This window comes from Ruegeria sp. AG6, from assembly GCF_056541565.1.
In genome coordinates, this window is the sequence record NZ_JBQFYQ010000010.1 from 13232 (window position 1) to 26633 (window position 13402).

A 13402-nucleotide genomic window follows, 5' to 3' on the forward strand; every position below is an offset into this window, starting at 1 on the left:
AAGACCGGGGGGAAGGAGCGGGGGCCGGATATTGTCTGGCAAGCAAGGGCGAAGATGTGTTTTTGGTAAAAACGGCCGTGGCAATCGCCTCAGCACTTCCTCTTGTATACCATTACATCTCCATGGCAGCTTTAGGTTGCAACCAGCCGCCAATGCACGGTCGCGCTGACTAAAAACCAAATAGCAACTGCGACACTAGCGTGCTGACGCTGTCCGCCTTTCCTGCAGATTGATGCGAATGTGGCGCTGTATTAAGTGTGTTACTTCTGGCTGAGCAGAGTTGAGTACGAATCGGCCTCATTGCATTTCCCCTTGTGCTCATTGATCCTTGTCAAGATTTGAGCGGGCAAGAAGTGGTACAGTCAACGGTAATTCAGGGGGGGCTCATGGAAGAGTTGATTGAAATCGGAAGATCATTCGTCCAGGCCATGCGTGAGCGCAGGGGCCTTGGAAGTGTTGATGAGATCTATGCCGAAAACGCGCAGTCGATAGAGGCGGTTGTGCCTCCGGTTCGACAATTCCGCGTTACAAAGGGTCGAGAAGCCATCAAGGGAAAAAGAGAGGATTGGTTGGCGTCGCATGAAATCCAAGAACTAGAAGTGGATGGGCCCTACGTCCACCCACCCAACCGCTTTGGAGTACGCTTCAGAGCTGAAGTGCTTCAGAAGGCTACGGGTGAGCGTATGACCCTGCGCGAGATCGCAGTGTATTCGGTGGCGGACGGCAAGATTGTGCTGGAAGAGTTCTTCATGCTGCCGAAGTAAGAAGAGCGATCAACAACATTGTCTCTTCGTTGGTTTAATCCGTGCGCACGGCTCTCGGGCAAATTGAAATTCCGGACGGAGGTCGGGAATGCAACACAGAACAGTGGCATATTACGTAGGAATTGATACTGACGACGCGTCGATTTTGGAATGCGCTGAAACTTCCCGTAACCAGAACAGTCACTTGAATTGCGTGTTGATCGCGGACTTACCCAACCTGCCTTACCTAAAGTATGGATCAAACAGGTTCGTTGAGGCGGGTCTTCCTTCAAACTGGTTGGATGTTCTTAACAGAAAAAATGCCGCCTTGAAGTCCCGCGCCACAGAAGTTGAAGCGCTCCTGGTCGGGCAGGGCGTATCTGCAAATGTAATTGCCTTTATGGGATCTGGAGCAGAGTTGAAGCATCTTGTGGCTGGCCAAGCCAATCGCTCTGATATCGCCTTTCTAGACGCTGAGTTGCGAAAAGATCCCGATTTGTTTCATAAGATCGCCTACGGAGTATTGTTCCATTCGCCGGTAGCCCTGATGATAAACGGAGATCCGTTTGCCCAACGCGACTGCATTTTTTTGGCATGGAATGATAGCCTGCCTGCGTCTAGGGTTGCGCATTTAGCTTTACCCATTCTTCTGGCGGCCAACGAAGTTGTGATTGGGTGTTTTGATTTGCCGTCGCCTGATGACGTAGAAGGTCAAGTGCCCGGAACTGATCTAGCTGGATGGCTTAGCCATCACGGTTGCACCGTGACCGTGTCGCAGTTCCCGTGCGGCGGGAATTCAATTGAACACTGCATTCAGGAACGCGCACGAGAACTGGGGGCCGACCTCGTTGTTATGGGCGCTTACGGGCATTCCCATTTGCGTCAGTCGGTATTTGGGGGAACGACGCAAGCAATGTTGGAGCAGACAAGTTTACCAGTGCTATTCGGACACTGATGAAGAAAACTGGCGATTGTGGCTTGCTGGGATAGGTGGCTCTATGCGTTCATCGGGTAATGCGGGAACAGCCAGTTGTTATTGGGTACTCGCTTGAGGTTAAAGTCGATTTGCCCGACCGGTTCCGCCAAGAAAATCTATCACAATTGACGTCAGTTCATCCCAGTCAGTAAACTCCCGTACCCCATCTTGTGGATCGATTTTTCGACCAAGCAAGACAACGTGCTTAAGGATCTCCCTCTCAAAATACCCGTAGTTTTCCGGCTTCACGGCGCCTGCGACCAACGCCGTCGCACTTGGTTCAAAACCTGTTCGCATAAGCATTTCGTTGAGATAGTCGCGCGCTTCTTCTCGACCTGACGCGAAAGCAGCTTTTAGACCGATGGAAAGCACGAGAGACTTTCGTTTCCTTAGGGTATCTCTATTTGAGGCGACAAAAGCCTCGAATGACTCGGGGTGCCTACGCTCGTGGACAGGGGCCAGAAGAACAACCTTGACCACATCGTCAATCGATACATGGCCGGGCATTTCATCGGTATTGATCAGTTTTGTGTTGAAACCGGCATTCTTCGCGACACCGCTGATGAAGCGCGCAATCTTTTCTGTCTGGCCTTCGACTGTAGCAAAGACGATGAGTACGGTCATTCCGATCCTCCCATAAATCGGTCTGAATAGATTGCTGATTATGAATAAGTCGCGCGCGTTGCCCTTGATCTCCATCAAAGGCGCTAATTGGGAGCGTATCGGAAGAGTTGTGGTACGATTTTGCTGTCCACCCGCAGCATTATTTAAGGAAGTTAGTGACGACCTACACCTCGAAGCAAATCGACCTTTTTGGCTGACAATTTTTGAAACTGGCCTTGGCTCAATGGCTTGTGTTGCTACCTTAAAGAAAAGGCCAAGACAGCGACGAGGATTATTAAACTGATGCACCACACCGTGACCTTCACTTGTTGGCGTGCGGGCAGGTTTCTGAGCAGTCTAATCATAGTCAAACCTTTCAGACAAAATCCGGTGTGACGCGGTGCCCCGCTCAATCAGATGATCTTCGACGGTGTCCATCATAGCAGGGGGGCCGCAAAGAACGAAAAGCCAGCTTTCATATTGCTCAGACGACAAATTGCGGTCCAACAGAGGACCGTCGATTAAGCCTGTCTCTCCGGACCAATCCTTTGGCGGTTCGGATAGAACAAATACTGTGTCTTCTTTGGATAACTCCTGGCGAAAAGCAATCTGCTCCTCCACCCGGTTACCATAGACAAGCTTGAGATCGTGCTGTGTTCCACTCAGTCGAACTTGACGCATAATGCTCAACATGGGCGCGATCCCGACACCACCTGCGATCAGAACAATGCCTTTCTCAGTGCGGTGGCTGATCGAAAGATTCCCGTGCGGGGCATCCAGATAGGCAGTGGTTTGCGGAGCGATCTGTCCAAGACCACATGTGAAATCCCCAAGCTCCTTTATCACGAATGAAACATCGGGGCCTTCGGCTGGTGCCGAACTAATCGAGAATGGGTTCTCCTGCAGCGAAAAAGCACTGTGGTCGACATTTAGCCAGGCAAACTGCCCTGCTTCGAAGGTTAGTCCGCTATGACCATCTGGCTTGATGCGCAACTCCCATTGCCTCGGTGTTAGTCTAGACACAGACGTGACGCGCCACGGCCTTTTCCTCTTACGCAATGGGCGAACGAGATAGACATACAGCAAAGTTCCAACTGCAACACTGGTCAGGGCAAGCCAGATATACGTCAAAAGTGGATGCCCACCGTAGCGCCCAGCAAAGACCGTGTGATGCAACAGCAGGAAGGCAATCACCAAGGCTCCCAGCCCGTGAAAGAGGCGCCATGTCTCGTACTTGAAATCAAGGGATTTACGCGCAATTGCCGAGGCGACCAGAATGAACAGTAAAAAATATGCGCCGATGCCCGATACCAGCGTAGAAAAGTCGGTCGAAATCGTAAGTTGGTTTGTTTCATCCCACGGTCGGCGTCCGCCAGACGGCGTACCCTGATACAGAAGCGGGTGTATCAGCGCAAAGCCGAGTGCTGTACGCGCCATCAACTGATGCACCCGCATGGTTACATCCATACCCAGACCGGAAGAGATGAACCTGAACCGCCCAGACAGCAGGAACTCGACTAAGATTATTGAAAAAGCAAGCATTCCAAGCCCGGACGCGAGCTCTTGATGAAATGATCGCGGTGGCCATCCCAGAGACCAAGAAAAACCCAAGGGTGCCAAGATCAGCAAAACGTAAATCAGCGCCAGATAAGGCCATTTCATACGGTTTTGCTCCACTGTGCTAAAGGTAGGCAACTCGGGCTCATTTAGAATAAACGCTAAGCTGACCTAGGGTTCCGATCAAGACTACTGAGATTGGTGTTAACTCCAGCACGATCTGGCAAGTCTGTTGGACGACGGTTCCCGTTTCTGTTCGTTCAACCGGTGCGAGCGATCTGGCGATGGATGAGGTTGTATGCTTGCGCAAGATCAAGGTCCTTGACCGCCTTTTCTGTCACAATGTTGCGCGCGTGAAATCAGACCAAAGGAGGAGGCTCAAAAAATGCTAGAAGACAAAAAATCCCCGCAACTTTTCACTGGAACGCATCCCCTCTCCGACAACTTTCGGCGTGAAATGGAAACCCTGATGTCGCGTTTTTTCGGGGGAGGATCACCTTTCCTACCAATGGAAACGGCTGCGCAACGCACGGGTTTTCCGTCTCTTGACATGACAGGTGCGATTTCACCGGCAATCGATGTCCAAGAAACGGATTCTGCGATTGTCCTGACGGCTGAATTGCCAGGGCTCGAAGAGGATGATGTGGAAATTGAAATCAAGGATCGCAGGCTAATCCTGCGCGGTCAGAAGAAGATTGCGCATGATGAAACGGGCGATCTACGTGTCAGCGAAAGAAGCTATGGCAGTTTTTCCAGAGCCATGTCGCTGCCAGACACTGTTGAAATCGACAAGATTTCCGCAACATTCGACAAAGGCGTTCTGCATATCGAAATGCCGAAGACTGAGCCTCAGGATCCCAGCCGTAAGATCAAGGTATCGTCGAAATAGACGGTCTGTTGGCTCGATACGGGGCTTGAAAATGCCAAAGCAGAGGGCCGATCATGGATCGGCCTTCTTTGAGCTGCGGCCTGATAGATGTTTTTTGGTTGAATCCGGGCGGACATCGCAAGTGTTTGTATAAATGCGTTTTATGTACATTCGCACCAAGCCATGGGTTTGTTGTTGCAGCGTGGTAGAATGCCCTCACGCGTTTGGATAGGGGGTCACAATGCGAAATCCAGAAGCGAGTAGCATTACATCCTCCGGGACTGGTGGTGAAGGTGAGGTGCGGGCATTTCTGGAGAGCCTGACAGGTCCATCGCGCGGAAACGTGAACTGGCTTGTCGATAAAACCCTAACTGTTTCAGTTGACGATGAAAGGGTGCTAAGCCTTCGTCCTAGGGATGACCTGCCTCCCCATAATAACGATGTTGCCACCCTACAATGGGCTGACGAAGGTTACACGGTAACCGCGTCAGCAGGGCGCAATGTGTGGGTAAACGGGCAAAATGCTTCATCGGTGTCTCTTAGGCACGGCGACATGATCGAGTTCGGCGAAAAGGGCCCTATGTCTCGATACAGGTTGTGCGATCACTCATTTCCCGCGCACCATACGGTCGAAGATATCTTTAGTGACGCATATGCCTACGCCCGAGCGAGCCGCCGACCTTTCGCTAAAAAGATGTCTGGTGCCCTGCGTGATAGTGGGCGGCGGCTTGCGTCTCAGACCACGATATTGTTCAGGATCACAGTTCTTGCGACGCTTTTTGTGATCGCGGGGTTTGGGTACCTGCTTTACCAAAACGACCGGCGCTTGGCGGATAGTATCGAACAGGAGTCCCGCAAGATCGAAGCGGTCGCGGTTATGCTCGCTCAGACGCGAAAAGATGCACTTACGCCTGATGACTTGGCTTCGTTGCGTGACGCTTTTGAGAACCAGGTTTTGTCGACTGAGCAGCGTCTTGGAACCTTGGAGCAACGGGCGGGGGCACCCACGCGGGTGATAGCTGCCTCCACTCGATCTGTAGCTTTCCTTCAGGGAGCTTATGGATTGCGCCACGTGGAAAGCGGGAAGATATTACGGCACGTTTTGGGACCTAACGGAGAAAACCTGAAGACCCCGTTTGGCCAGCCTTGGATCGAACCGGACGGGACCGGCGAACCTGCAGAATTTCAGTTCACCGGAACAGGGTTTTTGATTGCTGGGGTGCCATTGATGGCCACCAACCGCCATGTCGCTTTGCCCTGGACCTCGGTGAACCGAGAGAAAGCGCTGAGCGACGCTGGTCTTGAGCCAGAGATGTTGAGGCTGCTGGCCTATTTGCCTGATCAGACGGAACCAATAGAGGCGCGTTTGGTCCGGTTTAGTGAAGCCGCAGACTTGGCGATTTTGGCAGTTGAGCCAAGCCGCGTTCAGGACCTCGGAATTCCGTTGGCGGATGCCACGTCGCGCGTCGGTGAAGAGCTTTATCTGTTGGGATATCCAACGGGTTTGAAAGCTTTGATCGCGCAGGCTGGGCCGGGCTTTCTAGAGGAACTGGAGGCAGAAGGAACGTTGAACTTTTGGTCGATTGCGTCCCGGCTTTCTACTCAAAGCAAGATTCACCCGTTGGCAAGCCGGGGGATAATTGCGAGGACAAGTGGGAACGCCATCGTCTATGACGCTGAGACCACGACCGGTGGAAGCGGGGGGCCAGCATTGAACCGGCGGGGTGAGGTCGTTGCCATCAATGCTGCGATCCTGCCCGAGTTTGGTGGCTCAAACATCGGCGTCCCGGTTTCACATCTCAGAGCACTGCTGGCAGAGCTCGAAAACCTGTGATCATTCGCTCGTTCGGAAGCGCGATTTTTGAACAAAGAACACAGTGGCCAGTGGAACGATCACTGAGATCAGGGCCGCGGAGATCAGCAAGTACCCAAGTTGACTGTAGTCCGCGGTTGAAGTGACCTCACTGGTCTCAGGGTTGGTGATAGCGCGTGTGACGACGTATGTCTGGTTGAGGTACTTGGTGCTAAGGCTGCTGGCCGACAATGCCATGTTTGTGAATGATGCCATCACCGCAAAAAAAGTCGCTTTCAACTGAACGGGTGCATTGCGGGCGATCCAAGCCAACATCGGGACCATAGCGATCTGTCCAAGCGGCGATTCAACGGCTGTATCAAGAATGGCAATGAACCTTGCGTCGACAACTCCGCCGGTACGCGCGGCTGTCCATTCATGCACGCCGTAATAGAGGGCAAGGTTGGGCAGGGCTAGAACGCCCGCAGCGATTGTCAGCAATACGACCACATGCGCAATCGAGCGATTGGCCATAAACGGTCGGAGAACAATTAACCCCAGCAGCGCCAGCAGCGAAGTCAACAAAGCCAAGATTGCTAAGAATTGCTCATCGAACTCTAGTTCATCGATTTCAAACCAGGTCAGGCCTGCTCCCGGCAGAGGAACGGCACGGAAAACAAAAATGATTGTCGCTGTCCCAATTAAGGCTTTGGCTTGGGCTGGTTCCAACTCCTTCAGCAGACGCGACATGAGGTAAAGGATCACCGTCAGGGAAACCGCAAAAACGGTCTCTTGTGCGAATGCGAAATCTGCGGTTCCCAGCACGATGCTGAGCACAACGAATGCAAGGCCGCCGAGCAATATGGACCATTTGACTTCGGTGGCTTCATCCGGCGTATGTGGCGGGTGGCCGCGCTTAATAAGCTGACGCTGGATAAAGCTGTGAAGAACGACTCCACTAACGGACAACACCGGGATGGTCAGAGCTATCAGATATACTTGGCCATAAAGCGCAAGGCGTTCGGATTCTTGCAGTTCTTCGGTTCCAGAGAAAATCCAGATGTTTACAGCCGCAACCGCCGCAAACCCGGAAATGATCGAAACTCTGCCCAAGGTCTGCATCGTTGTGTGCTGTGCACGAGTTTCTTCCGGCGAAAATGGTGCGCCGTTCTGGTCAACCTTTGGCACCGCCTCAACCGTCATGGCGTCGGCAACGACGTCCTGAATTGCATAGCCCGAAGGCGCCAAGAGCAAGGCAACAACATACCAGTCTTCCAGCGGCATGAAACTGGACATCTGCGCAGGTGCGGTCACGAGCCCGTACATGGTGAGCAAAGACAACGTGATCAAGGACGCGCCGAACAAGATCAGCAGGGACTTCCAGCGCCAAAACAGGTCCACGACATGACCAAGCGGCATTTTGAGTATCCACGGGATACCAGCCCAAAATGCTAGCCCTGCAACGAAAGAGGCGGATAAATCGAGGTAGTCTTTTAGGAAAAAAGCACCAACGACCGAGGTCAGGCCGGACACGCCGGCCGCAAAATAGACCATCAATGGCGGCAGATAGGACCATTGCAGCTGCTGAACCAGATCCACAAACGTTCTATGCCACCAGGCCGAAAGTTTTGATCCTATGGAAGTTTGGTCAGTCGTCATATGCCATGGCAGCTCGTTGAGGCTTTTGGGTCGTTTTGTCTAGTTAGAGAAATCCAGATCCGAAAAGCAATGCACTGGTGATCACGCCAAGGATCGGTACCACAAGAGGAACGCGGAAGTGCTTGGCGGCCTCGTCCGGCTGCATCTTCAGCAGGATCAGCGAAATGTTGACAAGCACAAAGACGCCCAAAACGATCTGGGATGTGCGCTCTGCCAGAGTACCAATCGGTATAGTTTGAGTAAGCAGTACGATGATCGCCACGACCAGCAAAGTAGCAACTAATGGTGTCTGCGTTGCTTTAGGGACTATCGCCAGAACCTTCGGCAAATGGTCACGGTCAGCTAGTCCGTAGATCACCCGCGAGGCCATAATCATCTGGATCAGTACTCCATTGACTGTCGCCACAATGGCGACCGCGGAAAAGCCCTGTTTAATCACCTCAGGGGCGTTTGAAAACACAAGCGCGAGGGGTGCTGCGGACGTCGAAAGGACATCGATCGGAACAACAAGTAGAACCGTCATTGAGGTTCCTAGATACAACACGGTCGCTAGAATGAGCGTCAGCAAAATCGCTTTTGGGATGGTGCGCACAGGGTCTTTAACCTCTTCCGCGACATTGGCCATGTCCTCGAAGCCAACAAATGCAAAGAAGGCAAGAAGTGATGCAGCGAAAATGCCTTTCCACGCGTCGAGTTCAAGCGGGGGAAGCATCGAACTGATCCCGTATCCCTGCGGATCTTGGATCGACATGCCCCAGCCAATCACAAAAAGAAGACCTGCGATCTCGATGATCGTGATGACAGCCGCAACAAAGACCGATTCAGTGATCCCCCAAAGCGCGATTAGACCCATGATCAAAACAACACTGATAGTCAAAATAGGGATCGCAAAACCGGTCAAAGCGTGAAGGTATGATGCTGCGCCAATTGCAACGGCAGAAGCGGAGATAACGCCCGAGGCTGCCACCGCAAGACCAACGAAAACCGCCACCCAGTTTTTCCGAAATCCCGCCTCAACGTAGGCTGCTTCACCTGCGCTGACAGGAAATCGAGTTGCGAGTTCCGCATACGAAAGCGCGGTGAGTGATACGACGAGCGCAGCTACAACGAACGACAGCGCCGCAAACGGTCCGGCAATGTCTGCTGTTGCACCGACTAAAACGTAAATGCCCGCTCCGACCGTTACCCCAAGGCCATAAAGCGTGAGCAACGGGGTAGTAAGGGCCCGTCTGAGTTTCTGTTCGTTTGGATCAACAGAGTTCATAAGTGATTTCCGCCAACTGCCCATTCCGAACGTCGTCAGTGGCGTCCTTCTCTTTTTGTCTCGATTGGCGCAGCGGCTTAATCCTATGGTCAAAGCCGCACCGAATGCCTTGTGTCTCAACGTCTGGGCGCATTGGGCGCCAATCAACTAACTGGGGGCTCGCCATCACTCCTGCCGAGCCCCCGTGGGTGGAACTTCCACTCCTTCAAAATTCCATTCACCTTTGTGTTTACTTGGGGACAGGACGGTGAACGTAGAATATGTTGAAACATTCGAATTTCACTATGTAATTCATGTTGGTGCTTTGATCTATGTCAATCAACTCGCGGCGTCGGGTCTGCGAGTCTGAATGCAAACCAACTGTCGTTTGTCGTCGGACTTAAATGCAAAGCAAACATGTTAGGCGGTGTGAGATTTAGGGTGGAAAGCAATTCGTGATGTTCTGGAACCTGTTACCAGCCTTGGGCGGCATCGGCCTGTTCCTTGTCGGAATGCTGTTGATGACGGACGGATTGAAGGCTTTGGCAGGGGCGCGACTGCGAGATATTTTGGGCCGGTTCACGTCGACACCGTTTACCGGGGCCGTAACAGGCGCGGTCACGACAGCTGCAATCCAGTCTTCCAGTGCGACCACCGTTGCGGCCGTCGGATTTGTCGCGTCTGGTCTGCTCACGTTTCCCCAAGCGCTTGGGATCATCTTTGGGGCCAATATCGGAACGACCATGACAGGTTGGCTCGTCGCGCTCTTGGGGTTCAGGCTAGACTTGGGGCAAGTGATGTTGCCAGTTGTTTTTATTGGGGCTTTGCTGGCGCTTTCGGGAAGAAAAGCGGTTTCCGGCCTTGGGCTGGCGTTGGCCGGGTTCAGTTTGATTTTCATTGGGATCGAGCAACTCAAGTCCGGGCTTGACGCGTTTCGCGGCGTAGTTACTCCTGCCGATTTTCCGCCAGATACATTGCTAGGCAGGCTGAAGCTTGTATTGATCGGCGTCCTTATCACGATGGTGACGCAGTCTTCGAGTGCTGGTGTTGCAACGGCGTTGGCTGCGTTAAGCGCCGGTGCTGTGAACTTCCCTCAAGCGGCGGCTCTCGTCATTGGAATGGACGTGGGGACAACCGTCACCGCTGTTCTGGCCACCTTTGGCGGGGGCACGATGGCGCGCCGCACCGGTTTTGCTCATGTAATCTACAACGTGATGACAGGGGCAATGGCATTTTTCCTGCTGGGGCCGTTTACTGCGGTCTTTGTAAGCGGGACGGGGGCTGAAAACTCTCTGACTGCGCTTGTCGCGTTCCATAGTTTCTTCAACGCCATAGGCGTGGCGCTGATCCTGCCGTTCGCGAAACCCTTCGCCAGATTTGTCGAGGCGCTCGTACCCGACAGAGGGGCTGAGTTAACGAGATCTTTGGATCCTCTCGTCCTCGGGATGCCGGAAATAGCTGTGGACGCAGCAAAAGTTGCAGTCGAACACATTGTAAGGGCCGAAGTGGCGCACCTTCGGTCATGTATCGGGGCATCTCAGCCAAGCGGACCCGATTATGGACGGGACAGCATTGAGACTGCTGTATCTGAAGCGCGCTCGTACCTAGACAAGATAGAACTGCCCAGCAGGTCCGACGCAGAGATATCCAGCATCAAGGGTATGTACCATGTGCTCGATCATCTTGATCGGCTGCTTTACCGGTGTAGCCAAGATGATCGGATAGGCGAGTTGCCGAAAGACCCGCGCTTGAAACGGCTTGCTTCAGTGGCGATTGCAGCGACTGATGGCTATTTGGAAATCAACAATCCAGCGCAGTGTGAAATCACGCTGAATCGCGTTCGCCGTTTTCTGCGACGACAGAGGAAACTTCGCAGAGACTTGCTAATCTCCGACGCTGCGACTGACAGTCTGCCGGACGACGTGGTCTGGGCTCGCTTGGATGCCCTCAGATGGTTACATCGCGTGTCCTATCACCTCTGGCGAATTCGTTGGCATTTGAACGCACTGGAAGGAGTGCCGTCTAAGCGCAAGGGTGGTGAGGTCAATGACGAAGTGGCGTAGTTGGATGCCTGCCTGGATTAGATTAGGCGCGTGCTCAATCGCTATTCGACTGAAACGCCAATGTTCCCGCTGGTGCGGACAACATGAGCAAGGTCAAAGACGTTCCTTAGCTATACTGTTTAATGGGATCTTCATTTGTGGCAGCGATTTGGAGGAGAATATGCAGGTTTATCGAGGGATTTTACTGGCACTGTTAGTCACGGGGCCTGCACTAGCGCAGGAAGTCAGCGTCAGTGAGGGAAGTGATTTGTACCGGACGTATTGCTGGCAATGTCACGGCTTCGAAGCGACCGGAGACGGGCCAATGGCCGAAATGCTGGCTATTCGAACACCCGACCTTACCAAATTGGCGGGCGAAAACGACGGTGTGTTTCCGATAGTTCGCATAGCTGAACAGATTGATGGTCGTTCACAATTGCTCGCCCATGGGGGCGAAATGCCAATCTTTGGCACGGTGTTTGAGACAGACCAACAAATCGCGGTGGCTCTGCCTAATGGGCAACCTATGATGGTAGGCCTGCCGTTGGCGAATTTGCTCGCCTTTCTTGAATCGATCCAGTCTGAATAGTTACTGACCAATCTGCTCATCGGTGTCAGCCGTTCGTCTGATTGACATGAGAGTCAATGGCGGCCCCAACACCTCGAAGGCCACAGTACTGGCTAGAGTAAAGGCCATGATCGACGAGGCCCAATGTGGAAATTGCTCTCCGGCGACGAGGGCCATTCCTACCGCGACACCGGCCTGTGGTAACAAAGCTGGGCCGTACCAGCGGGTCTGACGGCTAGGCAGGCCGCCAAGTCTCGCTCCGCAATAACCCCCGACGAGGCGGGCGACGGCGCGCAAGAATAGGAAAAGAGCACCAGCCCAGCCCATCAAGCCGAAGGCTTCAATATCCAGCGTGGCGCCAGCTAGTAGGAAGAACAAAATCATGAACGGCCACTGAATGTGCTCGATCTCATGAAAAGTTCGGTCGTGATGGCGGGCAAGATTCCCAATAACTGCGCCCGCAACCATGCCTGCTACCAAGAATGAAACCTCCAGCCAAAGCGCGAGGCCCGCTGTAAGAAAGACGATACCCATTGCTTCTGCCTGCATTGGCTCTCCCGGCTTCAAGCGACCGGTGAGGTAAGCGGATGGCACGCCTAGCGCGGAACCCAACAAAATAGCCCCTCCGAAATCCCACATCGCTGTGGTCGTGATGGTGGCCCAACCGTCCGAATGACCGGCCAGAACCAATGCGACGCTGAAAACGATCAGACCCCAAGCGTCATCAATTGCGACTATGCCCTTTAATGTCTCGGTGAAGCTGTTGGACACCCCAGATTGTTTGATCACGTCTGTCATGGCGGCCGGAGCAGTAGCCGTAGAAATTGCCGCCAGCACCAACGCCAACCCGAAGGGTACGCCAATTGCGGTCAATCCAGCAGACACAATAACAAGGGTTGCAACCACGATTGAAATCGAAATCGTCAGAATGGCTCGGCCATGCCGTACCAGGTTCTCGCATGTCAAAGATCCTCCAAGAAGGAACGCGACCATCGTCAAGGCTACAATGGATATCTCGTCGAACCACATTGCAATGTCGAGTGGGATCAACCCCATTCCGGCGTTCCCGGCGATCAGACCGAGGAAAAGTAAGGTTGTAACACGAGGAAGATGCGTGGCCCGGCCAAGTTGGTCGGCCGCCAATCCGGCAAGGAAGAGGACACCAAGGGTAATCAGAAAGCCGGCAATGTGCATAGAAAACCAAGCGTTAAGTTCTTGTCTAGACTACTCTAACTCCAACACTGCCCTCTAGGAACCGATGTCGGAGAGAATGCGAGTGTCCCGTTGTAGCCTATGCCGAGGGTACTAAAAATAAGGGATATTGATCTGTATTAAGGCGAAAGCGCGCCGT

11 protein-coding genes are annotated in these 13402 nt (G+C 53.1%); 6 read left to right on the plus strand and 5 right to left on the minus strand.

Translation table 11 applies throughout. The annotated features are described in order from the left end of the window. Positions 1-386: 386 nt before the first annotated feature. The gene (locus ACR0I0_RS16925) at positions 387-764 is read left to right on the plus strand and encodes a SnoaL-like domain-containing protein (RefSeq protein ID WP_171724799.1); all 378 of its coding nucleotides are present in this window, start codon (positions 387-389) and stop codon (positions 762-764) included. Positions 765-852: 88 nt separating this feature from the next. Continuing rightward, a complete protein-coding gene (locus tag ACR0I0_RS16930) occupies positions 853-1698 on the plus strand; it encodes a universal stress protein (RefSeq protein WP_171724800.1) in 846 nt (281 codons plus the stop codon). Positions 1699-1797: 99 nt separating this feature from the next. Here the strand turns inward: ACR0I0_RS16930 and ACR0I0_RS16935 are convergent, their stop codons facing one another. After that, positions 1798-2343 (minus strand): flavodoxin domain-containing protein, encoded by a 546-nt coding sequence (locus tag ACR0I0_RS16935; protein WP_171724801.1) that lies wholly within the window; start codon positions 2341-2343, stop codon positions 1798-1800. 336 nt (positions 2344-2679) lie between these two features. Next, entirely contained in the window at positions 2680-3984 is a 1305-nt protein-coding gene (locus ACR0I0_RS16940) for a ferredoxin reductase family protein (RefSeq protein WP_480492320.1), read from the minus strand. Between the two features lie 364 nt (positions 3985-4348). Between ACR0I0_RS16940 and ACR0I0_RS16945 the strand changes: the two genes are divergently transcribed. Together ACR0I0_RS16945 and ACR0I0_RS16950 are read left to right on the plus strand one after the other, a co-directional pair. Beyond that, on the plus strand, positions 4349-4768 hold the full coding sequence (locus tag ACR0I0_RS16945; protein ID WP_170697089.1) for an Hsp20/alpha crystallin family protein: 420 nt from the start codon (positions 4349-4351) through the stop codon (positions 4766-4768). 220 nt (positions 4769-4988) lie between these two features. Next, positions 4989-6581: a trypsin-like peptidase domain-containing protein gene (locus ACR0I0_RS16950; RefSeq protein WP_171724803.1), complete on the plus strand. Its 1593-nt coding sequence runs from the start codon at positions 4989-4991 to the stop codon at positions 6579-6581. Here the strand turns inward: ACR0I0_RS16950 and ACR0I0_RS16955 are convergent, their stop codons facing one another. Beyond that, positions 6582-8198 (minus strand): MFS transporter, encoded by a 1617-nt coding sequence (locus ACR0I0_RS16955; protein WP_171724804.1) that lies wholly within the window; start codon positions 8196-8198, stop codon positions 6582-6584. It lies immediately after the preceding gene. Between the two features lie 43 nt (positions 8199-8241). Then, on the minus strand, positions 8242-9462 hold the full coding sequence (locus ACR0I0_RS16960) for an APC family permease (protein ID WP_171724805.1): 1221 nt from the start codon (positions 9460-9462) through the stop codon (positions 8242-8244). A gap of 437 nt (positions 9463-9899) precedes the next feature. Here ACR0I0_RS16960 and ACR0I0_RS16965 point away from each other — a divergent pair, with 437 nt between their 5' ends. Both ACR0I0_RS16965 and ACR0I0_RS16970 read left to right on the plus strand, forming a co-directional pair. Then, the gene (locus ACR0I0_RS16965) at positions 9900-11504 is read left to right on the plus strand and encodes a Na/Pi cotransporter family protein (RefSeq protein ID WP_171724806.1); all 1605 of its coding nucleotides are present in this window, start codon (positions 9900-9902) and stop codon (positions 11502-11504) included. Between the two features lie 160 nt (positions 11505-11664). Further along, complete coding sequence (locus ACR0I0_RS16970; protein ID WP_171724807.1) at positions 11665-12072, plus strand: c-type cytochrome; 408 nt, start codon at positions 11665-11667, stop codon at positions 12070-12072. On the opposite strand, the gene ACR0I0_RS16975 is transcribed toward ACR0I0_RS16970, so the two are convergent. Next, positions 12073-13245, minus strand: coding sequence for a cation:proton antiporter (locus ACR0I0_RS16975; RefSeq protein ID WP_171724808.1), 1173 nt, complete (start codon positions 13243-13245; stop codon positions 12073-12075). Positions 13246-13402 lie beyond the last annotated feature (157 nt).

Excerpts from the sequence above, each read along its gene's own strand:
- ACR0I0_RS16960 (WP_171724805.1), bottom strand. The coding sequence starts at position 9,462 with ATGAACTCTGTTGATCCAAACGAACAGAAACTCAGACGGGCCCTTACT.
- ACR0I0_RS16930 (WP_171724800.1), top strand. The coding sequence starts at position 853 with ATGCAACACAGAACAGTGGCATATTACGTAGGAATTGATACTGACGAC.
- ACR0I0_RS16950 (WP_171724803.1), top strand. The coding sequence starts at position 4,989 with ATGCGAAATCCAGAAGCGAGTAGCATTACATCCTCCGGGACTGGTGGT.
- ACR0I0_RS16975 (WP_171724808.1), bottom strand. The coding sequence starts at position 13,245 with ATGCACATTGCCGGCTTTCTGATTACCCTTGGTGTCCTCTTCCTTGCC.
- ACR0I0_RS16935 (WP_171724801.1), bottom strand. The coding sequence starts at position 2,343 with ATGACCGTACTCATCGTCTTTGCTACAGTCGAAGGCCAGACAGAAAAG.
- ACR0I0_RS16945 (WP_170697089.1), top strand. The coding sequence starts at position 4,349 with ATGTCGCGTTTTTTCGGGGGAGGATCACCTTTCCTACCAATGGAAACG.
- ACR0I0_RS16940 (WP_480492320.1), bottom strand. The coding sequence starts at position 3,984 with ATGAAATGGCCTTATCTGGCGCTGATTTACGTTTTGCTGATCTTGGCA.
- ACR0I0_RS16970 (WP_171724807.1), top strand. The coding sequence starts at position 11,665 with ATGCAGGTTTATCGAGGGATTTTACTGGCACTGTTAGTCACGGGGCCT.
- ACR0I0_RS16965 (WP_171724806.1), top strand. The coding sequence starts at position 9,900 with ATGTTCTGGAACCTGTTACCAGCCTTGGGCGGCATCGGCCTGTTCCTT.
- ACR0I0_RS16925 (WP_171724799.1), top strand. The coding sequence starts at position 387 with ATGGAAGAGTTGATTGAAATCGGAAGATCATTCGTCCAGGCCATGCGT.
- ACR0I0_RS16955 (WP_171724804.1), bottom strand. The coding sequence starts at position 8,198 with ATGACGACTGACCAAACTTCCATAGGATCAAAACTTTCGGCCTGGTGG.